This window comes from Clostridium sp. LXY-7, from assembly GCF_056172015.1.
Genome location: NZ_JBLLJL010000002.1, coordinates 382,230 through 407,278 on the forward strand (window position 1 = coordinate 382,230; position 25,049 = coordinate 407,278).

Annotated in this window: 29 protein-coding genes and 1 pseudogene; 21 read left to right on the forward strand and 9 right to left on the reverse strand. The window is 30.4% G+C overall.

The window, feature by feature from the left end:
• Positions 1 to 57: 57 nt before the first annotated feature.
• Positions 58 to 513 (forward strand): GNAT family N-acetyltransferase, encoded by a 456-nt coding sequence (locus ACI48Q_RS08870; protein WP_474918723.1) that lies wholly within the window; start codon positions 58 to 60, stop codon positions 511 to 513.
• A 200-nt stretch (positions 514 to 713) separates the two neighbouring features.
• On the opposite strand, the gene sstT is transcribed toward ACI48Q_RS08870, so the two are convergent.
• The 5 genes from sstT to ACI48Q_RS08895 all read right to left on the reverse strand — a co-directional run bounded on the left by sstT (position 714) and on the right by ACI48Q_RS08895 (position 4,053).
• Complete coding sequence (gene sstT, locus ACI48Q_RS08875) at positions 714 to 1,952, reverse strand: serine/threonine transporter SstT (protein WP_474918724.1); 1,239 nt, start codon at positions 1,950 to 1,952, stop codon at positions 714 to 716.
• 241 nt (positions 1,953 to 2,193) lie between these two features.
• Positions 2,194 to 2,646 (reverse strand): peptide deformylase, encoded by a 453-nt coding sequence (gene def / locus ACI48Q_RS08880; protein WP_474918725.1) that lies wholly within the window; start codon positions 2,644 to 2,646, stop codon positions 2,194 to 2,196.
• Positions 2,647 to 2,883 carry a helix-turn-helix transcriptional regulator gene (locus ACI48Q_RS08885; RefSeq protein ID WP_474918726.1) on the reverse strand — a complete coding sequence of 79 codons (237 nt, stop codon included), beginning with the start codon at positions 2,881 to 2,883 and terminating at the stop codon, positions 2,647 to 2,649.
• Positions 2,884 to 3,071: 188 nt separating this feature from the next.
• Complete coding sequence (locus ACI48Q_RS08890; protein WP_474918727.1) at positions 3,072 to 3,500, reverse strand: hypothetical protein; 429 nt, start codon at positions 3,498 to 3,500, stop codon at positions 3,072 to 3,074.
• 76 nt (positions 3,501 to 3,576) lie between these two features.
• Positions 3,577 to 4,053 (reverse strand): HAD domain-containing protein, encoded by a 477-nt coding sequence (locus tag ACI48Q_RS08895; RefSeq protein WP_474918728.1) that lies wholly within the window; start codon positions 4,051 to 4,053, stop codon positions 3,577 to 3,579.
• A 553-nt stretch (positions 4,054 to 4,606) separates the two neighbouring features.
• On the opposite strand from ACI48Q_RS08895, the gene ACI48Q_RS08900 reads away from it, so the two are divergent.
• Positions 4,607 to 5,536: a helix-turn-helix transcriptional regulator gene (locus ACI48Q_RS08900; RefSeq protein ID WP_474918729.1), complete on the forward strand. Its 930-nt coding sequence runs from the start codon at positions 4,607 to 4,609 to the stop codon at positions 5,534 to 5,536.
• Positions 5,537 to 5,589: 53 nt separating this feature from the next.
• Positions 5,590 to 6,216, forward strand: a complete 627-nt coding sequence (locus ACI48Q_RS08905; RefSeq protein ID WP_474918730.1) for a DJ-1/PfpI family protein — start codon at positions 5,590 to 5,592, stop codon at positions 6,214 to 6,216.
• 466 nt (positions 6,217 to 6,682) lie between these two features.
• Here ACI48Q_RS08905 and pdxR read toward each other — a convergent pair whose 3' ends face one another.
• A complete protein-coding gene (gene pdxR, locus ACI48Q_RS08910) occupies positions 6,683 to 8,128 on the reverse strand; it encodes a MocR-like pyridoxine biosynthesis transcription factor PdxR (RefSeq protein WP_474918731.1) in 1,446 nt (481 codons plus the stop codon).
• A gap of 134 nt (positions 8,129 to 8,262) precedes the next feature.
• Between pdxR and ACI48Q_RS08915 the strand changes: the two genes are divergently transcribed.
• A complete protein-coding gene (locus ACI48Q_RS08915) occupies positions 8,263 to 8,736 on the forward strand; it encodes a pyridoxamine 5'-phosphate oxidase family protein (RefSeq protein WP_474918732.1) in 474 nt (157 codons plus the stop codon).
• 65 nt (positions 8,737 to 8,801) lie between these two features.
• Here ACI48Q_RS08915 and ACI48Q_RS08920 read toward each other — a convergent pair whose 3' ends face one another.
• On the reverse strand, positions 8,802 to 8,951 hold the full coding sequence (locus tag ACI48Q_RS08920; RefSeq protein ID WP_474918733.1) for a hypothetical protein: 150 nt from the start codon (positions 8,949 to 8,951) through the stop codon (positions 8,802 to 8,804).
• A gap of 134 nt (positions 8,952 to 9,085) precedes the next feature.
• Between ACI48Q_RS08920 and ACI48Q_RS08925 the strand changes: the two genes are divergently transcribed.
• A complete protein-coding gene (locus ACI48Q_RS08925; protein ID WP_474918734.1) occupies positions 9,086 to 9,562 on the forward strand; it encodes an HIT family protein in 477 nt (158 codons plus the stop codon).
• A gap of 485 nt (positions 9,563 to 10,047) precedes the next feature.
• Positions 10,048 to 10,599, forward strand: coding sequence for a hypothetical protein (locus ACI48Q_RS08930; RefSeq protein ID WP_474918735.1), 552 nt, complete (start codon positions 10,048 to 10,050; stop codon positions 10,597 to 10,599).
• A gap of 36 nt (positions 10,600 to 10,635) precedes the next feature.
• Here ACI48Q_RS08930 and ACI48Q_RS08935 read toward each other — a convergent pair whose 3' ends face one another.
• Positions 10,636 to 11,424 (reverse strand): GNAT family N-acetyltransferase, encoded by a 789-nt coding sequence (locus tag ACI48Q_RS08935; RefSeq protein WP_474918736.1) that lies wholly within the window; start codon positions 11,422 to 11,424, stop codon positions 10,636 to 10,638.
• A gap of 103 nt (positions 11,425 to 11,527) precedes the next feature.
• On the opposite strand from ACI48Q_RS08935, the pseudogene ACI48Q_RS08940 reads away from it, so the two are divergent.
• The 12 genes and pseudogenes from ACI48Q_RS08940 to ACI48Q_RS08995 form a co-directional block, all read left to right on the forward strand.
• Positions 11,528 to 11,660 (forward strand): annotated as a pseudogene (locus tag ACI48Q_RS08940) (IS701 family transposase); the annotation flags it as partial.
• A 324-nt stretch (positions 11,661 to 11,984) separates the two neighbouring features.
• Complete coding sequence (locus tag ACI48Q_RS08945) at positions 11,985 to 12,836, forward strand: P-loop NTPase family protein (RefSeq protein WP_474918737.1); 852 nt, start codon at positions 11,985 to 11,987, stop codon at positions 12,834 to 12,836.
• 158 nt (positions 12,837 to 12,994) lie between these two features.
• The gene (locus ACI48Q_RS08950; protein ID WP_474918738.1) at positions 12,995 to 14,110 is read left to right on the forward strand and encodes a helix-turn-helix domain-containing protein; all 1,116 of its coding nucleotides are present in this window, start codon (positions 12,995 to 12,997) and stop codon (positions 14,108 to 14,110) included.
• 138 nt (positions 14,111 to 14,248) lie between these two features.
• Positions 14,249 to 14,695 carry a helix-turn-helix domain-containing protein gene (locus ACI48Q_RS08955; protein WP_474918739.1) on the forward strand — a complete coding sequence of 149 codons (447 nt, stop codon included), beginning with the start codon at positions 14,249 to 14,251 and terminating at the stop codon, positions 14,693 to 14,695.
• A gap of 97 nt (positions 14,696 to 14,792) precedes the next feature.
• Positions 14,793 to 15,443, forward strand: a complete 651-nt coding sequence (locus ACI48Q_RS08960; RefSeq protein ID WP_474918740.1) for a DUF998 domain-containing protein — start codon at positions 14,793 to 14,795, stop codon at positions 15,441 to 15,443.
• Positions 15,444 to 15,886: 443 nt separating this feature from the next.
• Entirely contained in the window at positions 15,887 to 16,690 is an 804-nt protein-coding gene (locus ACI48Q_RS08965) for an ABC transporter ATP-binding protein (RefSeq protein WP_474918741.1), read from the forward strand.
• Positions 16,656 to 17,438, forward strand: a complete 783-nt coding sequence (locus tag ACI48Q_RS08970) for an ABC transporter permease (RefSeq protein WP_474918742.1) — start codon at positions 16,656 to 16,658, stop codon at positions 17,436 to 17,438. Before ACI48Q_RS08965 ends, ACI48Q_RS08970 begins: the two co-directional genes overlap by 35 nt.
• Positions 17,439 to 18,233: an ABC transporter permease gene (locus tag ACI48Q_RS08975; RefSeq protein ID WP_474918743.1), complete on the forward strand. Its 795-nt coding sequence runs from the start codon at positions 17,439 to 17,441 to the stop codon at positions 18,231 to 18,233.
• A 202-nt stretch (positions 18,234 to 18,435) separates the two neighbouring features.
• Positions 18,436 to 19,599: a MerR family transcriptional regulator gene (locus ACI48Q_RS08980; protein WP_474918744.1), complete on the forward strand. Its 1,164-nt coding sequence runs from the start codon at positions 18,436 to 18,438 to the stop codon at positions 19,597 to 19,599.
• 427 nt (positions 19,600 to 20,026) lie between these two features.
• A complete protein-coding gene (locus ACI48Q_RS08985; protein WP_474918745.1) occupies positions 20,027 to 20,317 on the forward strand; it encodes a GNAT family N-acetyltransferase in 291 nt (96 codons plus the stop codon).
• Between the two features lie 4 nt (positions 20,318 to 20,321).
• Positions 20,322 to 21,077, forward strand: a complete 756-nt coding sequence (locus tag ACI48Q_RS08990) for a hypothetical protein (protein WP_474918746.1) — start codon at positions 20,322 to 20,324, stop codon at positions 21,075 to 21,077.
• 234 nt (positions 21,078 to 21,311) lie between these two features.
• Positions 21,312 to 21,608: a YciI family protein gene (locus tag ACI48Q_RS08995; RefSeq protein WP_474918747.1), complete on the forward strand. Its 297-nt coding sequence runs from the start codon at positions 21,312 to 21,314 to the stop codon at positions 21,606 to 21,608.
• A 211-nt stretch (positions 21,609 to 21,819) separates the two neighbouring features.
• Here the strand turns inward: ACI48Q_RS08995 and ACI48Q_RS09000 are convergent, their stop codons facing one another.
• On the reverse strand, positions 21,820 to 22,704 hold the full coding sequence (locus ACI48Q_RS09000) for a LysR family transcriptional regulator (RefSeq protein WP_474918748.1): 885 nt from the start codon (positions 22,702 to 22,704) through the stop codon (positions 21,820 to 21,822).
• A gap of 162 nt (positions 22,705 to 22,866) precedes the next feature.
• Between ACI48Q_RS09000 and ACI48Q_RS09005 the strand changes: the two genes are divergently transcribed.
• From ACI48Q_RS09005 to ACI48Q_RS09015, 3 genes are all read left to right on the forward strand, one after another.
• A complete protein-coding gene (locus tag ACI48Q_RS09005) occupies positions 22,867 to 23,370 on the forward strand; it encodes a nitroreductase family protein (protein ID WP_474918749.1) in 504 nt (167 codons plus the stop codon).
• Between the two features lie 36 nt (positions 23,371 to 23,406).
• Positions 23,407 to 23,970 (forward strand): flavodoxin family protein, encoded by a 564-nt coding sequence (locus tag ACI48Q_RS09010; protein ID WP_474918750.1) that lies wholly within the window; start codon positions 23,407 to 23,409, stop codon positions 23,968 to 23,970.
• A gap of 370 nt (positions 23,971 to 24,340) precedes the next feature.
• Positions 24,341 to 25,003: a response regulator transcription factor gene (locus ACI48Q_RS09015; RefSeq protein WP_474918751.1), complete on the forward strand. Its 663-nt coding sequence runs from the start codon at positions 24,341 to 24,343 to the stop codon at positions 25,001 to 25,003.
• The last annotated feature ends 46 nt before the right edge of the window (positions 25,004 to 25,049 follow it).

A 25,049-nucleotide genomic window follows, 5' to 3' on the forward strand; every position in this document is an offset into this window, starting at 1 on the left:
AATATGTTATAATTAATTCGTGATAGTAATTTATGATGAAACAGAGAGGGGATAGGAATGTTTGAGTTCAAAGATTTTGATTTTCTAACAGATGGTGAAATTGATTTAAAAATAGAAGAAAAGACACCTTCGAATGATGAAAAAGGTTATGTACCTGCATACAAATATAGGATTACTTTACACAATTCAAATGATAGTATAGGTAATATTGATATTCGCATTGGTTATAATGAGAACATATATTATGGTGGTCATATTGGTTATGAAATAGATGAAGCTTACAGGGGTAAAAGTTATGCTTCAAAAGCGTGTAGAATTATTAAACAGGTAGCAATTTCTCATGGAATGGATAAAGTTATAATAACATGTAACCCTGATAATTGGGCATCTCGAAGGACTTGTGAAAAGGCGGGGCTTAAACTCAAAGAGATAGCAGACTTGCCACCACATAATGTGATGTATCTGGAAGGTGAGAGACAAAAGTGTATATTTGAATGGCTTTTAAGAGAGTAATGTTTCGAGACATTCTTTAAGAAGAAATTAATGGAAGAGCTATGTCAGATGAACGGTTCATTTTTTCACCCCTTTCATTTATAATACAATATAACTACTGAAAACCTTGCACTAAATTTTAAAATACGTATAGAAGCCGCCTATTGCAGTTTATAACCTGCTATAAGCGGCTTTAATAAGTGTAAAAACTACACCATGATTTAATTTTTATTAGTTATACTGATTTTTTTACCTTCTTTACGCCACTTACTAAATTCAGCTGTTGCTGTGAAAAGTGCATCTGTGGATGAGTTAAGCGCGGTTTCTGCAGAATCTTGTACAACACCTACGATAAAGCCTACACCAACTACCTGCATAGCAATGTCATTTGGGACTCCAAATAAGCTACATGCTAGAGGAACAAGTAATAATGAACCACCAGCAACTCCTGAAGCACCGCAAGCACTTACAGCAGAAAGTACGCTAAGGATTATTGCGGTACCAATATCCACTTGAATACCAAGGGTATGAACAGCTGCAAGGGTTAAAACAGAAATGGTAATAGCTGCACCGCCCATGTTGATGGTAGCACCCAATGGAATTGATACTGAATAAGTATCTTTATCTAAACCTAGGTCTTCACACAAACTCATATTTACAGGAATATTAGCAGCGGAGCTACGTGTAAAGAATGCTGTAATACCACTTTCTTTTAAGCATTTAAATACAAGTGGGTATGGGTTCTGACGAATATATACGTACACCATGATTGGATTCACAACAAGAGCTACAAACACCATACAACCAAGTAGAAGTAAAAGTAATTTTCCATAGCTGAGTAGTGAAGAGATTCCGCTTGTAACAATAGTATCAATTACAAGACCCATGATTCCTAATGGTGCAAAGTTTATAATCCATACAACCATTTTGGATATTGCATCAGAAAAATTAGAAATCATCAATTTTGTAGAATCAGCTGCATTTTTTAAAGCAAAGCCAAGAAGTACTGCCCAAGCTAATATACCGAGATAGTTTGCATTGAAAAGTGCCTTTACTGGGTTGTCAACTAGGTTTAGCAGTAATGCTTTAAGAACTTCCACCACACCACCAGGAGGTGTAATGTTTTCAGTACCTGCTACAAGGGTTAGATTTACTGGGAATATAAAACTTGCAATAACGGCTATTAATCCAGCTAAGAATGTTCCTAAAAGATAAAGAAGAATAACGGTTTTCATATTGGTTTCATGACCACTCTTGTGTTGAGAAATAGCACCCATTACCAAAAATAATACTAGTATAGGCGCAATGGCTTTTAGAGCACCTACAAATAAAGAGCCGAAAATTGCCACTGGTTTTGCTACCTCAGGAATGGTCAGGGCCAATATAATACCAATGATTAAACCTATAATTATCCGTTTTACTAAGCTCAATTGATTCCATTTCTTCATTAGTTTTCTCATGATTTTTTTCCTCCTATAATGTAAGATAAAAAGTAAATAGTGTGCAGTGATTTTAGATGTGTTACTAAGCGATTCTTTGGTAAAAACAAGTTTACCATAAATTTTAACTCATGGGAAGTAAAGTTAGACGGAATTTTCGAGCAATTGATGGGAAATGCTTACAAGCACATCCCATTGAATTATAGAGGAAAAATGAATGAGATTAAGATATGATTATATAAATATTCCTTTGTATCAAAGATTATTTAATATATTCAGTAACTAAATCAGTAAAAAGTATACCCTCCAAATGATCTATTTCATGACAAAAACATTTGGCTAAATCACCGGTACCTGTTAATATAATTTCTTGACCATTTTCATCTAAAGCCTGTACTACTACCTTTGCAGGCCTTTTTAATTTTCCCCATGTATCAGGAATACTTAAACATCCTTCTATAACTTCTTGAATTCCTTCTGTCTTAATTATTTTAGGGTTAACTAATTTTATAAGCCCCTGTCCCATATCAATTACTACTAATTGCTTTAATATACCTATCTGTGGGGCTGCTAATCCACCTCCATTTTCGGTATTATACATAGTGTCAGCCATATCATTTAATATCTGTCTTATTCTATCATTTACATCTTTAACTATTTTACTCTTTTTTCTTAATATTTCATCATCAAAAAATCTAATTTGTCTTAATGCCATTTAAACCACACCTCTACTTTGCTCTGCTCTAGATTTTCTTTCACTTTCTTCAAAAAGAAAAACATCCTCTATTGTGCATTTAAATATTTTACAAATATCATAAGCTAACCATATCGACGGCTCAAATTTTTCTGTCTCAATAGCATTAATTGCTTGTCTTGAGACTCCTATGAGCTTTCCTAATTGTTCTTGGGTTAATCCAAGAGATTCACGAAATTCTTTTATTTTATTTTTCATTAATAATCACCTCCGTAATGTTTACCTTACATCAAAAGCATAGCAATATTTTACAATGATGTCAAGTTAACCTTACACACAAGAAAAAAAATACATCTTATAATATTTGTAGTAAAAAAAGCGACGTAAATCTAATTATACGTCGTTAAATAAGAAAATTATACAGTAAACATAGCCAAGGATTATCCTCATAATTTGATAGGTATTGTTTTTATAGCGGCTCTAATAATGAGAGTTAAGAAAATTACAGTATCTATAACTGCAGAGGTATTAATTATAGTACCTATTATGCAATAAGCACCATAAATGGCTGCTGCTTTGAGAAAAATTTTTAAATGAGCCATAGCAAATTTTTTACGACTCTCACTGGTTGCAGCCTTTGATTCCTCATAGCTTGTTCCATTAATCCAGTAAATATTCTCTGTTTTATATATGATATAAAATAGGATAAAAATAGATAAAAGAGTTAGAAGTAGAATTATTTTCACTATAACTGCTATTGTAACTTCTGAAAAATATGTTGATATTACAATACTTACCGCTATCAGCAAGGCCAAAAATCCAACTATCCACATTATAAAAAGTTTATATGATTTCGTAATATACTCTTTTCCCATGACAAAATTCTCCCTAAATCAGAAAATATTTTAGCGGATTCTTTTTATTTGCACTCATAAAGCACTTGAATTTTTATTAGTTAAGCATTTCAATTATACGCTGTGCATCATCTTCAGTAATGCCAACCTGAGGATTTGTTCTAACTAAATGTGAATTAATTTCTTCATTCTTTAAATCTAGATCATCTAATACAATATACTTATCAACGGTTTCATGTTCATTTAACCACGCAATAATCTCCTTGGCCTTTACATGACTGAAGGTCTTTCTAGTCCGAATTTCCTCGGTACTAAAATCAGGTGTTTTCCCAAATAATTTTATGTTAAACTCAGATAAAATATCATATAAATATTGAGAATATCCATCTTCAGGCATCATATTTTTGTCAAACCATAATCTCCAGCCAGAGGACATAACAACAACTGCTCCGGTTTGATCAATTACACTTTTAAAAATCTTCACATTATTTCTGTCAATTATCTCATTTTCATTGTTGTCCCAAGATTCTTCAGTGTTAAGAACACCATCTATATCGAGAAATATAACTTTCATAAATTACTCCTTTCCATTTACTGATTAATTACAGTTACTAGAGATATAAAAAAGATACAATAAAGTTATTACTCTACAAAATTTTTGCTTACTATTACATTACTAATATATAAGTTGCAATTAAGTTTCCACATTATACAAATAGGTTATATTATGAAAATTAGATTAATTAGAACTTTATATTATTACTGTTCAACTTAAATAAATTATAAAAATGCCTATTTGTATTATTTAGTTTCATTATTGCAACTTATATACAAATTTTAATCACAGTAAATATATAGAACATTATAACACATATGTAATAATTTGTTTGTAAATTTTAAGAGATGAGTTGTATACATTAGCTAAATTAAGTTTGTGCATTATACAAATAGCTATATTATAAAAATTCAATTATTTATATATGAGATATCAAACATAATATTCCTTGGGAAATATTACCATGAAAACAACTTTATACTCTTTTATATATTATATAAATTTACTGAAATTCGTTGCCATCTGTGGAGTAACACTATAAAATCTAAATATATTGAATTGAGGTGAGATGATGAAGATTGAAAGATTGTTAGGAATATTGTTTTATATAATAAATAGAGATAATGTTACTGCAAATAACTTAGCTGAACATTTTAATGTTTCTCGTAGAACGATTATTCGTGACATAGACACATTAACATTAGCAGGAATTCCGATTTATTCTGAAATTGGTTCTAAAGGTGGTTATTCAATTAATCGAGATTATAAATTAAATGAAAAAATAATTGATAATGCCAATTCTGAATATATTCTACTTGCTCTACAAAGTTTGAAAAGTGTTTATGGCGAAAAAAAAGTGAATGAAACCTATGAAAAGGTAAGGCATATATACTCTGATAAAAATAATAACCATGCACTAAATATTGATTTTTCTATAGTAAACGAAAACAGAGGGATAGTTTCCTATGTTTCTATGTTAAAAGAAGCTATTCAAGATAATAAAACAGTCTTATTTCACTATACTAACCTCAATAGTGATACTCGAATAGTTAAATGCAATATCATACACGTCTTCTATAAATGGTACTCTTGGTATGCTTTTGGATATGATTTAGATAAAAATGATTTCCGTATGTTTAAGTTAGTCAGAATGAGCGATTTAGAAATAAGTAGGGAGTATTTTATTAATGATTATGATGTAGCAAAATTGCTTGATGAGTATGAAGAAAAAAGAGATAAACACAATATAAGTGTCACTATTGAATATTCCAAAGAAATTGAAACTCTAATTAATGAATATTTTTTTGGTGATGTCATCAATGTATCGGGAACATCTATAGTTAAAAAGGTTGTTATAAAAGAAAACGACTTTATTATGTTTTCTATAATTTTAGGTTTTGGAGAAAAAATAAAAGTTCTTTCGCCCTTATCCTATCAGCAAAGAATTAAGGAACATTTGAAAAATACTTTAATAAAAAATTATGAAAACAGTGACATATAGGTGTCACTGTTTTTATAATATAATGTTTTTAGATTAATTTAAGGAGAAACAAAATGAAGAAAATTATATATCTTTACATTTTAGAATCTATGGCTGAATGGGAAGTAGGTTATATCCTACAAGCTATTAGTATGGAATCCATGCTAAAAAAACAGAATAGAGAGTTTGTAATCAAAACCGTTAGCAGTAGTAAGAATCCAGTACAAACAATTGGTGGACTAACTATCACTCCAGACTGTTTATTAGAAGAAATAGACGAAAATAATATTGTTGCCTTGCTTTTGCCTGGTGCAGAAACATGGAACAGTGAGGAAAATAATCAAATTTTACAAAAAGCCTTATCATATTTAGATAAGGGGATTCTTGTAGGGGCAATATGTGGTGCGACACTCACTTTGGCTGACTTAAAGGTTTTAGATAAGTTCAAGCACACAAGCAATTCTTTAGATTACCTAACATTATTCTCAAAACAATATAATGGCAAAGAGCTATATGTTGATTCACCATCTTTTGTTGACAGTAATTTAATAACAGCAAGTTCAGCAGGAGGTTTGTTATGGGCAAAACACATTATACAATATTTGAATGTTTTCCCTTGTGAGATTATTGAATCATGGTACAAGTATTATTCTACTGGTGACCCTAAATATTACACAGAGCTTATATCACAGAGTATTTAACCTAATTCACATTATAACAATAAGCCAATAAATAAAAAAACTATCAATTTATTGGCTATTTTATAATGAGAATTGCAGTATATTTCACAAAATAGTGGTTTGAAACCTTTAATACTATCAAGACTATATGGTGATGGTATAATATATAGATTGTAATAATGAAACTACATAATACAAATAGGCATTTTTATAATCTATTTAAATTGAACTTCATATTATTCCTGTCAATACCATTTGCAGAAATCTTAGATTTACTTAGGTTCTATGAAAGTAAAAAGCGTTAAGAAAGACAACTTGTTCGAGTGAAACGAGTTGTTGGCTTTTAGCTTTTTACTTGAATAGAGACTTAGTAAATCAAGGTTTCGAAACGGTTGAACAGGAATAATATGAAGTTCTAATTAATCTAATCTTATATTTAAGCCTATTTGTATAATGTAGAAACTTAATTACAACTTATATATTATAATTATTTTTTATTATCAAACCATGCTTTATTTAAAATATTAATTCCTTCAATTATATCTTTTTCACTTAATGCACTAAAGCCTAGAAGAATTCTGTTTTGTGGACAATTTTCTTTTTCAATCCAATATGGCATGGTTGAATAAATATTTACTTTATACTCTTCCGCTTTTTCAATTAACCAACTTTGATTTTCACCATTTACAAACTCTAATATGATGTGTAACCCTGCGTTATTGCCATGTATTATTACCTTTTCACCCATCACATCATTAATAGTTTTAATTAAAACATCATGTTTGTTTTTGTTTGCTAGACACATCTTTCTAATATGTCTTTCTAAATGACCATTAGTAATATATAAACTCACAATTTTTTGTTCAAGCCACGGAAGGGTAGAATGATATCCAGAGAATATCTCATTATATCTTACAATCAGAGATTTCGGTAACACCATATAACTCATACGCAATCCAGGAGATAATGCTTTTGAAAAAGTTCCTAAGTAAATTACTCTACCATTGTTATCAATGGACTGTAGTGATGGAATTGGTCTAGAATTATAACGAAACTCACTATCATAGTCATCTTCAATAATAAAAGAATTATTTTCAGTTGCCCAATTAAGTAGCTGAATCCTATTCTGAATTGGCATAACCGCACCTGTAGGAAATTGGTGTGATGGTGTAATATATACAATTTTTGAATTAGCAATTGCCAATTTTTTTAAACTTATTCCTTCAGTTCCAACTGATACAGGAACAATTTTAAAACCATTATTTTCAAATACTATTTTTGAACCATCATACCCAGGCTCCTCCATGGCTAATGTACCATCAACAGGAGGAATTATCTTACATATTAAATCAAGTGCATACTGGATACCACTACATAATACAATTTGATCTGGAGTACAACATACACCTCTTGACTGCTTTAAATATTTCATAATTTCAATTCGTAATTCTAAGTCTCCCTGCTTATGGTTATAACTGTTAATATATTGGATATCATCTGACCTCAAAGCCTCTGCGGTTAAACGTCGCCATAAAGAATAAGGAAAACTTTCATAATCAAGATCGCCATATTGAAAATTATATTGATAAGTTTTTTCTGTTCTATCTGTAAACTCAGGTATAGATGCCCCAATATGACTATACTTTTTTTTAACTTTTTTATCACTTATAGCCTGTAACTCAACAAGTAAGTTATCATTAATATTCTGTATGATATATCCAGAACCTGGTTTATTAATAACATAGCCTTCAACCCAAAGTTGGGAATAAGCTCTCTCCACTGTATTTCTAGCTACACACAACATTTTTGCCAATGCCCTTGTAGAAATTAATTTGTCACCAGCTTTACGGCTTCCTGTGGTTATCTCATCTTTTACTTGCTGATATATTTGTTCATATATCGGTATTTTTGATGAGTTATCTATATAGATCATAATGCCCTCCCAAAATCTAACTGTATCCTATTCTTATTATAAAAGTGGCTCTTTTGATAGAACCACATTGAAAGTATAATGATATCATAAAAAATAAATCTAGTAAATTCTAGAATATTATGAGGTGGAATATTATGCAATATAGAATGAAAAAACATCAATTAACTACAGAACAGATTAATGAACTATTTGATAGATCCCATGTTGGTAGATTTGTAACTCAAAACACTGATGGATTCCCCTATGCAGTTGCAATGCATTTTGTATATTATAAAGAAAAAATATACATGCATGGTCTGCCTAAGGGACAAAAAATTGACAACATAATTCAAAACCCCAAGGTTTGCTTTGAAATTGATGAAATACTTGGTTTTATAACAGATGGTGTTGATAATCCTTGCGATACAAACACTGAATATAATAGTATTGTGGCATTAGGCTATGCTAAATTGATATACGACTTAGAACTTAAAAGAGAAATACTAAATAAAATAGTAGACAAGTATACACCAAATTTTTCTGGTCATTTACTACCAGAAAATATGGTGAAAGGTACTGCTGTTATAGAAATGAGCATTACAGAATGTACAGGTAAATACTACAAATAGCTAATAAAGATTTCAATGAAAAAGGCTAGTAGAAACTTTTCAGAATCTGCTAGCCTACATAATTTCTAACCTGCAATTACTGATTCATCTTCCATTTCATTGTTCTCAAAAGAACCTTCTGCTTTTATTTGACCATTCTTATAATAGTAGGTGAGTTTATTTTTACAATATGTATAAACCTCTTGTCCGTTTGCGTAAATCTTTTTATCTAACATATTTTATCTTTAATGAGAGATTTTACATTTTAACCGGGATTATAATCCATAAGTTATGTATAATAAAAATATAAATTATTGAACAATAGTAATTTAAGACGTAACTGTATAATATCATGAAGGAGTGAATTATAATGAAAGACTTTATGAATAATGAGTGGAGATCTGAATGTATCGCTTGTGAAATAGGCAAAGGTAATATTATACCTCCAGGTGGAATTATAAAGGAAACAGAGAATTTTTTTATACAGCAAGATTTAGAAACTCCACTAAAAGGCTTTCTCGTCATAGTATCAAAAAAACATCTAAAATCAATTGCTCAATTAACTTTAGATGAAGCAACAGAACTTACTAACCTAATATATAAATCTAGATTAGCTTTAAATGAGATTAATGATATCAATGAAGTGGTTATTATTCAAGAAGAACGTTCAAACCACTTTCATGTATGGCTTTTTCCAAGATATAATTGGATGAATGAGTTATTTGAAAATTCATTAACTGATATTAGAAAAATTATGCAATATGTAAAACTAAATATGAAAAATGAAGAAAATATCAAAGAAGTTTTATCAACAGCTGATTTTCTTAGAAAATTAATACAATCTTAAAGTTCCAATTAGTATGTAAATTCTAAGATATCATTTAAGTGTTTTAAATGCGTGCAATGATACTGCATATATACTGCTCAAAACCTTCTGTCATCTCTTTAGCTATATACTTTGCTATTCCCTTAATTGTGGGTATTGTTTATTTTCAAAAGATGGATGTGCATAGTGGATCATAGTTTTATGATAGTCTATCTATATTTTATCTGCCTCTTTTGAGGCAGTTTTTTTTGCGCCTTGTGGAGGTTATGGAGATATGAACTGAACCTAATTGAAATTGTAACACTTCTAGAAATACAATGTATACATACAAATAGATTATTATATTAACACAAATAGAATAAGTATTATATACTATAAATAATGAGGGCCTATGTCTAAATTTAAGTTACGTTACTTTCAAAACAAATTAGGTATAAAAGTGCTTTGTAAAAATTTTGTTTTAAGATTATAAAAGAGAATGAAAAAATTTTGGGGGTAGTTTCAGCATGGAAAATTTTTTTAACTTTTTATTACAACTTGATGGAGTTATAAAAGTACTGGAATGGGTTTTGTTTGTAATCATGATTCTTATAGGAGTTTTCTACATTATTGTGATATTTAAAAATGCTTCTCACTTACAGGAGGCACAGAAAGTAGCTGAAAAATTCATCCGAAAAGAGCTAAAAGGAACTGTTCTGGCAGGGGCTTTTGTTAATATTATAAAAATAGATAAAAAAACTGTGAACTTTTCATCTTATTTAGGAATTGGGGAGAATAAGCTGATTTTAGCTATTATGGATAATACCCTTACTTTTGCAGAAGATGGAACATATGAAGCATTACTTAGCGATGTGAACTGCCAGTTGAAAAAAAGCATTTTGGGAAATCATTATATTGTAATACTGAAAATAGGAGAATTGATGATGAAGTTGCGGGTACATAAGAAGTGGGCATGTACAAATTTAGAAAATCAAGAGGAGAATGCGTTAAACCTTTTGAGAGAGTTTAACAGAATATCAATAAAAAGTGGAAATTCACCCCTTGAAGTTAATTGGTAAAATGATGTTAAAAGATATTATATTCCCCACTATATTTTATAATTTATATAATAATGCATAGGATTCGCTTACTTTTTCAAATCCCAATTTTTTATACATTTCTTTTGCTGTATCTTCCTCATCGGCACTGAGATATATCACTTCAGCTTTCTTTAAAAGAGCTATGTCTATCACATATTTTAAGATAGTAGTACCTATTCCACGACGCTGATACTCTGGCGATACTGTAAAATCCTCTATTTTAGCCATTCCATTATATAAAAACAATTGGCAACTTCCAACTGGAATTTTATCATAATAACAAATATATGTATCCACCGGAATTTCTGACAAAGATGCCTGTCCTATGCGTCTGGCTCTACGCTCGCAAAAATCTTTTTCTAAAATCTCACCGTCCTGAATTAGATCTAATGATACCAAATCTGCAACCATAGAATAATCTGTAATTTTACGTATCTGATACCCATTTAAGGTATTCCATTTTGGAGATTCCATAGATACATATACATAGTTACCATAATGCTCAATTTCTAGTTTTTCATGATATCCTTCTAAACATTTTTTATCAGGCAGTTCATCTATAGTAACCCTGCAAAAATCTTTATTTTCTTGATAATTTAATTCTATTTCCTCTTTAATAATCTGTTGTAAAACATCTTTGGATAATGTTTCTTTAATATGTGTGGAATTGTGAAAATGCATATCGTTCATCTGACTGTCACGAAATCTAATAATATGTTCATTCTCATGACATTCAGAAAAGTAGCTGATATAAGCAATCTCGCTACGTTTTATCTTTTCTTGAATTTTTAAATACTGGTTCATAATATTTCCTCCTTTTAATTTTAAAGTTATTTTTATATCCCTTTTATAGGTAACAAAGGGATTGATGTATCAATTGTACCATTATTTTCTATAAAATGTTATGTTAATGTGTGATAGCTGGTATAGTTGTAAAGCTCTTTTTAAAGCATCGAAAGATGCTGGATACTCATATATAGGTGGCTTATGTACCAATAGAGTAATTTATCCTGAAAATCATAATAAATTAGGTGTAAAGATTAATAGAATATCTAACTCATTAACTAAAGAGTATACTAGCCTAGTCAAAGTTGGTAACTCTGAATATCATGTTTCAACTCTGTTTTTACCAAAAATTGTGATAAAATATATAGTAGGACTATTTTTGAAGAGATAGGATAGATTGAAACCCCATAGTGTAGGCTTCGCGGTTTCGTTCTATAATTTGTTTAAAATAATTATTTTTTAAACAACTGTAGTAAATGTCATGTCTAATGTAATTCTAAGATAAAAAACTATTGATTACAAATTTTTTAATTGGTTTCATTATTTACTAAATTAGTTTATGAGAGAAGGAGATTAATATGTGTACGAAAAGAACAGTATACTTTATTGAAGGATTACCTGGCACTGGAAAATCAACTATTTCTAAGTGGCTACATGAAAAAACTGGTGCAAAATGTATTTTAGAAAATGACTTAAATTATCCTAATGATTTATGCAATGTAGCAGGTATTCCATTAGATGTTTATAATAAAATTTGTTGTGATTTTCCAATTATAACCGATTTTATTGAGCAACATGGTATGTATATATATGTAAATATTGAAGAAGTAAGAAACTGTTTCCCAAATCAACATAAATTATTGAATATACTATCGGAATGGGATATTGGAGATGAATTTAATCCACATATGACACTTTCACATTATATTCCATGTAGTTTAGAGTTTTTTAATAATCGTTTTACTCAATTAGAACAAAATTATCATAGCATAATATTTGATAGTGTGTGGCTTCAGAACCCTATAAATGAACTTCTTTCAAGAAATGCAGATAGTGAAACTATAATAAGATATTGTTCTTCACTTGCAGGAATGTTAAAAAAGTTTAGCCTTTCCTGTATTTATTTAAAACGAGATAGTGCTGATGAAACAATTAAATTTGCATGTTATGCAAAAGGAGAAGGATGGACAGCTCGTGTTACTGAGTTGTTCTCTAAGACACCTTATGGAATTACTCATAAATTAGAAGGATTTAATGGATTAATCAAATATTTCTCAGAAAGAGCAAAAATTGAAGAAGAAATATTATCCCTTAGAATTATAAAGTGTTTACAATATACTGCTGATGAAAATAATTGGGATAAAGTAAAAGAGTTAATATGGGAAGATGTAAAAAATAATAGAGTTGTTCAAACCTATACGGGTATATAATAATGCGGAATATTCTTAAGAAGTGTCGTAAGGGTAGGATAATCCTAAGCAAATTCTATTTATTTCAACTAATGTGCGAGTAAGTTCGCATGTTACGTTATGGGGATGATTACAAGGTTATGTTATCATTATGTTATCAGAGTTAAGGGGGTTATTATATGACAACAGTTAAACTCAAAATAGCAGAGTTGAGAAAGAATAAAGGAATAGGGCAGCAAGATTTGGCAGACGTGTTAGGTGTATCATTCCAATCAGTTAGTAAATGGGAGACTGGAGTGACAATGCCTGATATTACTTTATTACCAGGCATTGCTGAATATTTCCATGTCTCCATAGATGAATTATTAGGTGTAAAACCGTTACGACAGCAGATTTATATACCGAAGGATACAGATAATCGAGATAATTGGAACGGAAAGACAGATAATCTATATAAAAACAGAAAATACTTTTGGAACGATGATTATTTAAAATTCCTTGTAGAAAATGTTTGGAATTTAAACTCACCAATAGATATTATTGAATTTAGATATGGAGAGGGTTACTTAGGAATGAAGTTGCTTGAACTTTTGCCAAAGGGAAGTACCTATACTGGAGTCGATAACGAATACTTTACCAATAAAGCAAAGTCTGTTTTTAGTAATACTGAGTTTGATGCTAAGTTTATAGTCTCAGACATATATTCTCTTGAAACAGATAAAAAATATGACATATCAATTTGTCAGGCTGGGTTAAGGCATATGAACAAACCTGTAGAAGTATTAAAAAGGATGGTGGATTCTGTTAAGAAAGATGGATTGGTTGTTTGTGTAGACGTAAATAGGGAATTTGAAAATGACGGACTATATATTGATGACATTAATTATGATTATCTTTGCACATCTTTCGATTTTCATAAGGTATGGAAGAAGGAATTGGAGTGCGAAGGGAGAGATTATGCAATTGGGATGAGATTGCCATTTTATATGCAGGAGTTAGGCTTGTATGATATAGATATTCGTATGAATGACAGAGTAATATATGTAAATCCAGATGTAGAGGATTACGAGGAGAAAGTGCAAGATTTTATTGATATTAATGGATGGGATAAATCTTTTAGTATCTCTAATCAAGAAAATGCCATTGAATTATTTATGAATCGAGGAATAGATAGAGCTATGGCAGAAGCCTACATAAAAATGCAATCTAAAATAGCAGAATACTTTAGAAATACTGACAGTAGGAAATCATTTTTAAAAGTATATGGACTATTAATTACATACGGAAGAAAATAAGCATAAATGATAAATAAAAAATGAAAATGTTAAGTTTAGTTGACAAAATTCCATTTTCACTTGATAGAATAGATTTTTAGTGTTTAGTATACTATAGTTACAAGTTAACTTGAAATAGAGGAAAGGCTGGTGATAATTATGTCATTAGGCGAAAAATTATTATATTTGCGTAAAAAGGCTGGTTTATCGCAGGAAGATGTTGCTGAAAAGTTAAGTGTATCTCGACAAACAGTAAGTAAATGGGAAACAGATCAAACGGTTCCAGAACTTATTAAAGCAAAATTACTAAGTCAACTTTACAATGTAAGTTATGACTATCTTATTAGTGGAAGCCATATTGGTGGTGATGTTACTAGTATTGAAATGATAGTTGATGAAATTGACTGGACAAGTGCATGGAGTAAAAAGTATCCCATTTTAGCATCATATCAAGGTATAAATGGAATAAATACCTATAGTGAGAAAATATCTGAGTTGTATGATACTTTTAAAAATGAGTTCGACTTTAACGATGCGGACACTGTTTTGGTTTTAAAAGATATTCTTTACCAAAAATATAAAATGGCAAAAAAGAAAACCAAGTAAAATGAGGATACCCACATCATTTTATTAGAGGCACAAAATTTTAGACGCTATCAAAGCAGAATAAATTAAAGATTATGTTTTATTAGAGGGGGATATAATGAACATATTTATAAATACTCAATTCAGTTGGTGGTTATTAATTACTGCAATTGTTGGGGACTTTGTTGTACCTTATATATTGGCTAATTTCTACAAAGGATATAATCATAAAACAATGGTTATGAGTGTATTAGGAAATCCGAATAGTCCTGTACGAATATATTATAATATTTGGCTTGTATTATTAGGTATACTTTTGATAATCAGTTCTGCTAACTTATATCAGCAATATTCTTCTTGTTCTAAGAATTTAAGTATAACCGTTTTTGTTTTTATTACTATCTTTGCTGTTGGTGCAGGGATTTTGTCAGGCATTTTTAGTGTTAATGAAAGTAAAGAAATAGAAAATATTGCTTCAAAAATTCATGGAATTGGTTCGGCTTTAGGATTTATGGCACTTTTATTTGTACCTTTACTTCTAAGTATTTTGTCATTTAAAATGAAGGATTGGACAACTGCTGTTATTTGTTTAGTGTCGTTTACTTTGGCGTTAATTTTCTTTGTATTATTTATTATGTCAGATAAATCAAATTTTCAATATACAATTATAGCAAACGAAGGTATTTGGCAACGTTTGACCTTATTGTTTATGTATATACCATTTGGTTATATAGCAATATTAAATATTGTAAATTATATGAAAAGTTAATATTATAATCTGTAATTTAACTTAAATGCGAATTAATGGAACTCTCTTCAAGGAGTTCCATTATTATATACTGTATTATCAACACTATTCATTAACATAGCCAAAAAAATTTATACTTTCATATGATTTAATATTTCACCTAATGATTCCTCAATTCCTTCTTCTTTAAGCTTCTTTTTGAAGATACTCCCCATCGCTGCATATGTATCAAAGAGTGTACCGTGAAAATCCCAAATAATATGATTTTACAATTCCATCCTATTTTATTAGTACAACCTTTTAAATCACCATAAATACATACAACATTATAGTAGATATTTAAAGTTTATACTTGATTTTATCAAGTATAAAAAATATTGCAGATATTGACAAGGAATAAACAGAAGAATATACTATATATATCTAATTAGATATATATGAAATTAGTTTAGGAGGGGATTTTTATGTCGGCTATTTTAGAAGTAAAGAATTTAAAGAGAACCTATGTTGGCACATTGAGTATGACCAAGAAAAAGAAGATTGAGGCACTAAAGGGGATTTCATTTTCTGTTAATGAAGGAGAAATATTAGGATTATTAGGCCCCAATGGAGCAGGAAAGACAACCACCATCAAGATACTAACAACATTGCTAGCACCTACATCAGGAGAAGCTAAGATTTTTGGATACAATTGCTTTGGAGAAGAAAAGCACATAAGAAGTAATATTAATTTCATCTTTGGTGGAGAGAGAGGTTTATACTGGAGGCTTTCTGCTTATGAAAATCTTCAGTATTTCGGGGATATTTATAAGATTCCAACCTCTGTATTAAAGGATAGAATAAAATACTTAATTAAATTAGTTGAATTAGATGGTCGTGAGCATGAAAAGGTCGAAGGATATTCAAAGGGAATGAAGCAAAGACTTCAAATAGCTAGAGGACTTATAAATGATCCTAAGATACTGTTTTTAGATGAGCCTACCATTGGACTTGATCCTGTTGGAGCTAAGAATTTAAGAAACATCATCTTAAAGCTAAAGGCAGAAGGGAAGACAATTTTATTAACCACTCACTATATGTATGAAGCAGATGAACTCTGTGATAGAATTGCCATAATTAATAATGGGGAAATTGTGGATATAGATACCTCTTATAATTTAAAGAGGAAGTATTTAGAAGATACTAATGGTTCTCTTGAGGATGTTTATATAAAGCTAATAGGGGGTGGGGAAAATGAACAATGTAAGAGTAATATACTCAACCTTTAAGCTTCATATATCACAATCCTTTTCAAGAGCTACCTTTAGATTTTGCATACTAGTACAACCTCTAATCTATACTTTTATTTTATATATGATGTATAAAAACTCTGAGGTAGAAAACTATACTAATTATGTAATCTTAGGAAGTGGTTTATGCAGTCTATGGAGTTCTATTTGTTTTTCTTCAGCAGGAGATATTGAAAGAGAGAGATTCATGGGAACTTTAGAGAATTTATTTTGCAGTCCAACTAAATTTACTTATATTATATTTGGAAAAGTTCTAGCCAATACCTTTTTAGGGTTAACTGGATTATTACTAAGCATTACTTTCACTAAGATATTCTTCAATGGCTCACTATATGTAGATAATATACCTCTATTTATAGGGTGTTTTATATTGTTAATAATTTCCTTTATATCAGTAGCTTTTTTAATTGCTCCTATATTTACCCTATCTAAAAATGCTAGAGCCTTAATGAATTGTTTAGAATATCCAGTGTTCATATTATGCGGTTTTATATTTCCAGTAGAACTGCTGCCAGGTTTTGTTAAACCAGTTAGCTATATGCTGTCACCAACTTTAGCCATAGAAATTTTAAGAGAAAGCTCATTAGGTATAGAGAATATGGAGCTATTCTATAAAAAGGTTTTTATGCTAATAGGGATTTGTTTGGTATATGGAGTAATAAGTAAATTATTATTTGTGAAAATAGATAAAGAAACAAGAATAACAGGTTCATTGGGGGTGAGTTAAGTGGAAGCTATAAAAAGAATGTATAGAAGTGGTTTATATTCATTTAAAGGCATGTATGGATTTTTAAGACCAAGTATTTATATTTTAGTAAAGGTTATAAATCCAATATTTGAGGTGGTATTTTTTTCACTGGTAGCAAAACATGCCTATGGTGGACAGGATATAACTCCATATATTTTAGGAAATGCTTTTGTATTATGTTCAACTAATGCGTTTTTTGGAGTAGGGACTATTCAAATAATAGAAAGAGAATATGGTACCTTAAAAAACATAATTGCATCACCGTGCAATAAATTTAGTAGTTTTGTAAGCAAATCATTATTTCACATAGTTGATGGGGGAATAACTGTTATTATTGGACTTATTGCAGGTATGTTGATTTTCAATCTTAGAATACCTGTAAACATATTACCACAATTTATAATTATATTAATTGCTGCTATGTTTAGTGCTTGTGCTATGGGCTTATTAATGGGTAGTATTGGATTAATAACTAGGGATATAAACCTATTATTGAATGTTGCCTCCATGACTCTAATGGCATTAAGTGGAGTAAACTTTCCTATAGATAGGCTTCCCACAGTACTACAATATATAAGTAAAATTCTACCACTTACTAATGCGCTCCAGGCATCCAAGGAGCTTATATATAACGGTTATGCTGCCATGGATACGGCTATTATTCTGATATTTAAGGAATTTTCAATAGGAATTATGTATTGTGTAGTTGCTTATTTAGTATTAAAATCAATGGAAACAATGGCAAAACGAAAGGCTACTATTGAAATTTATTAATAGCTACAAACTGATACGATAGCCAAGCAGCATGCAAAGTACTTTCTACTAAGTTTTATTATAATTCTTTTGTAAAGTGTTGACCCTAACACCACGTCATAGTGTAATATAAAAATAGAGCTTGGAGATATTACAAAAATTTCTAGCCGGCAGATTATTAAATAATATTGGCAGCTCTAAAATCAAACTTTGAGGTGTAGCAATGAGAACAGTAAAACAAGTTTCGGATTTGACAGGAATAAGTGTGCGCTCACTACATTATTACGATGAAATAGGATTATTAAAACCAAGTGAAATCACAGAAGCAGGTTACAGACTTTATGATGATGAAGCCCTTAAAACCTTGCAGCAGATTTTATTTTTTAAGGAACTTGATATACCTTTAAAAGAAGTTAAAGAGATAATGTTGAGTCCATACTTTGATAAGATGCAAGCACTAAAAGATCAAAAAAAGTTGCTTATGTTAAAACGTAAAAGACTGAATGGCTTAATAGAGCTTATAAATAAAACCTTAAAAGGAGAAAGTACGATGAATTTTAAAGAATTCGATATGAATGAATATTATAATGTATTGGAGGAATTTAAAACAGAACACAAGGATAAGGTAATTAGAATTTATGGTAGTGTAGATAAATATAATGAATTTATTGAAAAATGTAAATCTAAGGAAGATGAAATTGCTAAAATGGCTATAAAGCAATATGGAAGTATTGAGAAATATGCTGAAGCTGTAAAGAAAAATCTTAATAGTAATACGTTAATTTTAGCAGAACAATATGATAAGTTTAAAAAAGATTGTTTGGAAGATAAGCATCCTAAATTAAAAGAACTATATAAAAAGCTCGTAGCTGACTTAAGTAAAGATCCTTATTCAAAGGAGATTCAACAAATTGCTGAGGAAATAACAAATACAGTAAAAAAAGATTATGAAATTTTCAAAATGGAAAATGGAGATGATCATTGGTACTATATGGTGAAAATTTATTTGGTATACCCTGAATGGATAGAATTAGTAGATAAGAAATATGGTAATGGTGCATCTAAATTTATCGGAGAAGCTCTAAAAAATTATTTGGGAAATAAGCAGCCTAAATTAGAAGAATTATATGAAAAGCTTGTAGCAGACTTAAGTAAAGATCCAACTTCAAAGGAGATTCAACAAATCGTTGAAGAAATATCAGATGCAACTAAAAAAAGTCAAGAATTTTACAAAGTGGATGAGGGAGAGAATCATTGGGGTTATACGGCAGAGCTTTATTTATTGAATCCTATATGGATAAAAGTAACTGATAAGAAATATGGCAGTGGTGCATCTAAATTTATCGGAGAAGCTTTAAAATTTTATTCTGAAAATATTAAGTCGTGAATTAAAAACTATGAATGATTTGACATAGAGAACAAAAGTTATAAGTATTAACTTAGATATTCAAAAAAGGAACTGTAATTAAATAATTAGAAGTTAAAAATCGCGTAATTCAGGAAAGTGAATTATGCGATTTTTCTCAATACTACTAACGAAAGCATTGAGCTTCACTTTCATGAGAAAGTACAGAAATATTTTATAAATAATAAAGAAGGAAAATCCTCTGATGGGGGTTCTCCTTCTTTTTTAGTTTTTACTATTAGAATATATATCTTGGTAAAATAAAGTTAATATGGATATTAATAGATATGAATCGGTTAAAATATGCTATAATTATGAATATTATGCAAATAAGTTAGGTATTTTGTTGTTATGCCTCTATAACATAAGATGAGATAAGGATTTTTACTATGATGGGAAGTATTGAAACATGGAAAAGAGCTATTACATAAAGTTCATATCTGAGGATGTGGAAAATTATCTTCGGGTGCTTGAGAAAGCGAGTAATGGACAAGCAGCATCTTTAGAATTTGTAGCAACACTTAAAGATTATCAAAGAAAGGGCATTGGTTCCGCGTTGTGTGCAAAAATATTAAATGATCTGAGAAACCTTAGGGTAATAACTGTTACATTATGTGTAAGTGATGAAGCAAAATCGCTATATAAAAAATTTGGTTTTAAAAAGTATTTTAATACAACAGTATTAATTTACGGAAATTAAGGAGATGAATATAATGGGAGAAAAAACAATTAAGTATCAAGATGAAATTATCATGAGGACGTTTGAAAACGAGGTTTCCGGTAGACTTGGAGAAGAAGCTTGGAATGAACTAACAAAAGATATAGGTGTGCCTGATATTAATAGTGAAGCTAAATGTGGTTGTCGCACCATGTATGATTTTATGAATCGCTTTGACAGCATGACAGATAAGCAGACAGCTAAAACTATTTTATCAAATGTACGACATGGATTAAAGCCATCGCAATGTGCATGGGCAAGAGAAAAGTTCTTAAAGTGCAATGATTTAGATGCTTTCAACAAATTAAATATTGAAGAACAAATTGCTGATTTTACAAAACTCAATGATAATGGTGAATTGTTTTACGGTCAGCTGATTACAGATGAGGTTTTAGATTTTATCAAACAAAATCCAGCAATGATAGCAGGAGTAAGAGAGGGCAATAAAATGTATCTCATGGCTTTCCCAGCAAACATGGATGCTTTTCTAAAAGAAACTGATGAACGAATGAAGCGTTATCATGCATGTCATTGTCCATTTGCAAAGGAATCTATATTAACCGACAAACATGTATCTTCTACCTTATGTTATTGTAGTTTTGGTCACGTGAAAAACTTTTGGGAAGCTGCTTTTGACAGAGAACTTGACGGAGATGTTATTTCATCAGCTTTAAATGGAGATATGCTGTGTAAGTATGTGGTTTATTTACCTGACGACATTATGGAGATGTACGTAAAATAGAGCTTATGGTAAGAGTATTTTTTAGAAGTTAATTAAATGATGAATTATATGCTTCTTGTAAGGGATTAAAGGCTATTACTAATCAACTAAACAATGAAGGAGCCTAAAAGACCTAGAAAACAGGAAGAATAGAGTCCTTGAATTATACGAAGATGGGCCAATAGGTAAGCTAACAATAACTGTAGGTTATTATTGGTTTAATATTTATAAATATTCAGTTAGGAGGATAACAAAATGAAATATTTTATTGTTGAAGGAATTATACAGGATGCGGAGAAGATGAATGAAGAAATTATGAAAGAGCATATGTCATATACTCAAAAAGCCATGGATGAAGGAATGATATTAATGTCTGGACTAAAAATAGATATGAGCGGAGGGATATTTATTATTAAGTCAGAGTCTATAGAAAAAATAGAAACTTATTTATCAAATGAACCTTTTAAAACTCATGGAATACAAGATTATAGATTAATAGAGTTTAATTCCCATTATTTTAATCAATCACTAGGCGAATGGTTTAATAAATAGCTATCTTTCAAAATCCAATTTATTTAAAAGATACGATCCATTTAAAGAAGAAATGATAATTAAATTTATGGAGAGTGTATATAATTTTACACTCTCTTTTTGTTTAAGAAAAGTCTGTTATATGTTCACATAGACTGTGAATGTGGAGACGGTTGTACATCTTTCCCACAAAAATGACGACACATATAGCGGAAGGTAATTATATAACACATCACCATTCAACGTTTGCGCATATCTCTAAAAATGCATCTATCGAAGGAGAAATCCATTTATCTCTATGATGTACTACTTGAACTAACAATTTCAATTCTTTTCCAGCCCAGGGAAGAACAGATAATTGTTTAGAGGCTACTTCTGCATCTATGGAATATAAAGGTATAATCGCTATCCCAAAACCTAATATAGCGAATTGCTTAAGGTCGGAAATACTTGCTGTTTCCAACATAATTTTAAATGGTTCATGCACTTCTTCCATAACGGCTTTGAAAATATTTTTCCAACAACTGCTGTGAGATACTAAAAGTAGTGGATAATTTGAAACATCTTGAGGAAGTACATTTTCCATGCAATTTAAAGGATGAGTAGGCGAGACTAAAAGTCCTAGCTCTGCCTCTTGCTGTACTTTTACTGTTAGCTCAGGGACATGCCAAGGCATGTCTAATAGTACTGCTACATCAATTTCATTTTCTTTAATCCATAGCTCTAGTTCGTCAGTGGAGCCGATTTTTATATGAAATTCAACATCTGGGTACCGTTTGCGATATTCTGCTAATAGTTTGGGTAGCTTGACAGAACAGACGGATTCATTAGCACCAATCGTCAAAACCCCGTGTGGAGATTTTAGCAAAGATAGCGAACCTTTTGCCTTTTCCCATGAAAAAAGAAGCATTCTTGCATCTTTCAGAAATTGTTCACCTTCTGGTGTAAGGCAGACTTTTTTACCTAATCTATCAAATAACTTTATTCCCAGTTCTTTCTCCAAAAGTTGAATTTGAGATGTAACAGATGATTGAGCATACCCAAGCTGCGCTGCGGCTTTTGTAAAGTTGTGTAGTGTAGCTACCGTTACAAATGATGTAATTAATCGTATATCCATAGGACTAACCCCTCTTATCTAATTTATTGATTATAATAATAGAAACAATCAATTTCACTGATTGAAAATGACATGGTATTATAATAGCATATATCAAAAGCTAAATACAACGCTTAATTTAGATAGTGATATTTAAGAAAATCAAAGATAGGAGGTATTAGCGTGCGAGAAATATTTAATCGCAGGAGTATTAGAAAATTCAAGAGTTTAACAGTAGAGAAAGAAAAAGTAGACAAATTGTTGAGAGCGGCGATGCAGGCTCCCTCTGCATTAAATCAGCAGCCGTGGGAATTCATCGTAATTGAAGATAGAGAATCGTTACAAAAACTATCTAAATCTATGCCAGATGCAAAACCGATTGATAGTTCAGCGTTAACTATAATTTTGGTAGCCAATAGTAATTATTTTAGATTTGAGCCAGATTGGAAATCGGATATGAGTGCAGCAGCGCAAAACATTTTATTAGAAGCTGTATATTTGGAGCTTGGAGCAGTGTGGATGAGTGTTTCTTCTGTGGATTCTGCTATAAATTATATAAGGGAAATGTATGGATTTCCATCAAACATTACCCCATTTGCATTAATTGCGATTGGTTATCCAGACAAACAAGAAAATCGATTTATAGACAGGTTTAAAACTGAAAGAGTCCACTATGATAAATGGTAGCATTATGGTGAAAAATCAACTTTCAAATAAACGAAAATGGGAAAGGAGAAATTAAGAATGGCTAAAAATATAGTTATAATTAATGGTAGCCCAAGAAAAGATGGCAACACAGAAATTTTAGTGGATGCATTCATTGAAGGTGCCGAAAGTAGTGGAAATATAGTTACAAAGTTTAATGTTGGCAGAATGAAAATCAATGGATGTATGGATTGCAAATATTGTTTTACTCATCTTGGGGAGTGTGTACAAAAAGATGATATGGGAGAGTTATATTCTGCATTGTATCATACTGATATGTTAGTATTGGCAAGTCCTGTTTACTGGCATGGCATGACAGCGCAATTAAAATCAGCACTTGACAGAATGTATGTTAGCACTGCAAAAGCTATGCCCATAACGGATGCAGCGCTAATTGCAGTCTATGGTGATACTGATACCGCTGCGGTTGAACCCACTATCAGTCATTACAATGCAACGATAAAATACATGGGATGGAAGGATAGAGGAATAGTCACTCAGTCGGGAGTTATGAAAAAAGGAGAAATTAAAGGAAAGTCAAGTTTAGTGGAAGCTAGAAATTTGGGGAAAAGCATTCAATAAAAATGTTGATATCGGCCGATAGATAAATTTTGTTAACAGAACTGCCAGACTGTAAAAAAGTATGGTAGGTAATTAAATGCGCGCTTTTAAAGGCCTTCCAATGGCAGTTATGCGATTGGAGGGCCTTTTATGTGCAAAAATTCTTTTTATACTTCATTAGCACATTCTTATGAACAGCTTTTTAGTAGCCACAACATGATGATGATTTTATCATGTGTAATAAAGGGAATATGCTGATACGTAGAGTTTTATCGGTAAAATTGCTATAATAAATTTATGTTAAAAATAACCTAGAATCTAGAGAAAAGTGATTAAAAGTTATAAGGGCGGGATTATATATAACCCTTATAGGGTTTAGGAGTTGTAAAGGATGAAGACTAAAATTCTAATTATAGAAGATGATACCGAAATAGCTAATATGATATCAGATTATCTTTGCAAAAATAATTATGATACTTATATAGCCCAAAATGGACTTACAGGCCTTAAACTTGCAAAAGAAATAATGCCTGAGCTTATTGTCCTTGATATTATGTTACCCTACAAAAGTGGTGATGAAGTATTAAGAGAAATTAGAGTCCTTTCTGATGTGCCTATAATTGTTGTGTCTGCAAAAGAAAGTGTACAGATGAAGGTAGATGTATTAAAAGCAGGGGCAGATGATTATGTAGTGAAGCCATTTGATTTATCTGAGCTTTTAGCACGAATTGAAAGAAATTTAAAAAGATATGGCAAACTTATTAATGAGCAATTGCTTTATAGCTATAAAAATATAACTCTTAATTATGATTTAAAGGAAGTATGGATTGATGGCAGTAGTATTAAGCTTACATCAAAGGAGTTTGAAATTTTATATTTATTTATTAAATATCCAAGCAAAGTCTTTTCTAAGAAGAATCTTTATGAAGCTGTTTGGGGAGAAGTTTATGCCTATGATAATGACACTATTAATACTCATGTAAGTAATATTAGAAAAAAGACTAATAGTGATTTGATTGAAACAGTTTGGGGAATGGGATATAAACTAAAATAATTATTTTAGAATTTCTTTAGAATTTACTTTAGATATTTTTATAAAG

Excerpts from the sequence above, each read along its gene's own strand:
- ACI48Q_RS08870 (WP_474918723.1), top strand. The coding sequence starts at position 58 with ATGTTTGAGTTCAAAGATTTTGATTTTCTAACAGATGGTGAAATTGAT.
- sstT (WP_474918724.1), bottom strand. The coding sequence starts at position 1,952 with ATGAGAAAACTAATGAAGAAATGGAATCAATTGAGCTTAGTAAAACGG.
- def (WP_474918725.1), bottom strand. The coding sequence starts at position 2,646 with ATGGCATTAAGACAAATTAGATTTTTTGATGATGAAATATTAAGAAAA.
- ACI48Q_RS08885 (WP_474918726.1), bottom strand. The coding sequence starts at position 2,883 with ATGAAAAATAAAATAAAAGAATTTCGTGAATCTCTTGGATTAACCCAA.
- ACI48Q_RS08890 (WP_474918727.1), bottom strand. The coding sequence starts at position 3,500 with ATGGGAAAAGAGTATATTACGAAATCATATAAACTTTTTATAATGTGG.
- ACI48Q_RS08895 (WP_474918728.1), bottom strand. The coding sequence starts at position 4,053 with ATGAAAGTTATATTTCTCGATATAGATGGTGTTCTTAACACTGAAGAA.
- ACI48Q_RS08900 (WP_474918729.1), top strand. The coding sequence starts at position 4,607 with ATGAAGATTGAAAGATTGTTAGGAATATTGTTTTATATAATAAATAGA.
- ACI48Q_RS08905 (WP_474918730.1), top strand. The coding sequence starts at position 5,590 with ATGAAGAAAATTATATATCTTTACATTTTAGAATCTATGGCTGAATGG.
- pdxR (WP_474918731.1), bottom strand. The coding sequence starts at position 8,128 with ATGATCTATATAGATAACTCATCAAAAATACCGATATATGAACAAATA.
- ACI48Q_RS08915 (WP_474918732.1), top strand. The coding sequence starts at position 8,263 with ATGCAATATAGAATGAAAAAACATCAATTAACTACAGAACAGATTAAT.
- ACI48Q_RS08920 (WP_474918733.1), bottom strand. The coding sequence starts at position 8,951 with ATGTTAGATAAAAAGATTTACGCAAACGGACAAGAGGTTTATACATAT.
- ACI48Q_RS08925 (WP_474918734.1), top strand. The coding sequence starts at position 9,086 with ATGAAAGACTTTATGAATAATGAGTGGAGATCTGAATGTATCGCTTGT.
- ACI48Q_RS08930 (WP_474918735.1), top strand. The coding sequence starts at position 10,048 with ATGGAAAATTTTTTTAACTTTTTATTACAACTTGATGGAGTTATAAAA.
- ACI48Q_RS08935 (WP_474918736.1), bottom strand. The coding sequence starts at position 11,424 with ATGAACCAGTATTTAAAAATTCAAGAAAAGATAAAACGTAGCGAGATT.
- ACI48Q_RS08945 (WP_474918737.1), top strand. The coding sequence starts at position 11,985 with ATGTGTACGAAAAGAACAGTATACTTTATTGAAGGATTACCTGGCACT.
- ACI48Q_RS08950 (WP_474918738.1), top strand. The coding sequence starts at position 12,995 with ATGACAACAGTTAAACTCAAAATAGCAGAGTTGAGAAAGAATAAAGGA.
- ACI48Q_RS08955 (WP_474918739.1), top strand. The coding sequence starts at position 14,249 with ATGTCATTAGGCGAAAAATTATTATATTTGCGTAAAAAGGCTGGTTTA.
- ACI48Q_RS08960 (WP_474918740.1), top strand. The coding sequence starts at position 14,793 with ATGAACATATTTATAAATACTCAATTCAGTTGGTGGTTATTAATTACT.
- ACI48Q_RS08965 (WP_474918741.1), top strand. The coding sequence starts at position 15,887 with ATGTCGGCTATTTTAGAAGTAAAGAATTTAAAGAGAACCTATGTTGGC.
- ACI48Q_RS08970 (WP_474918742.1), top strand. The coding sequence starts at position 16,656 with ATGAACAATGTAAGAGTAATATACTCAACCTTTAAGCTTCATATATCA.
- ACI48Q_RS08980 (WP_474918744.1), top strand. The coding sequence starts at position 18,436 with ATGAGAACAGTAAAACAAGTTTCGGATTTGACAGGAATAAGTGTGCGC.
- ACI48Q_RS08985 (WP_474918745.1), top strand. The coding sequence starts at position 20,027 with ATGGAAAAGAGCTATTACATAAAGTTCATATCTGAGGATGTGGAAAAT.
- ACI48Q_RS08990 (WP_474918746.1), top strand. The coding sequence starts at position 20,322 with ATGAATATAATGGGAGAAAAAACAATTAAGTATCAAGATGAAATTATC.
- ACI48Q_RS08995 (WP_474918747.1), top strand. The coding sequence starts at position 21,312 with ATGAAATATTTTATTGTTGAAGGAATTATACAGGATGCGGAGAAGATG.
- ACI48Q_RS09000 (WP_474918748.1), bottom strand. The coding sequence starts at position 22,704 with ATGGATATACGATTAATTACATCATTTGTAACGGTAGCTACACTACAC.
- ACI48Q_RS09010 (WP_474918750.1), top strand. The coding sequence starts at position 23,407 with ATGGGAAAGGAGAAATTAAGAATGGCTAAAAATATAGTTATAATTAAT.
- ACI48Q_RS09015 (WP_474918751.1), top strand. The coding sequence starts at position 24,341 with ATGAAGACTAAAATTCTAATTATAGAAGATGATACCGAAATAGCTAAT.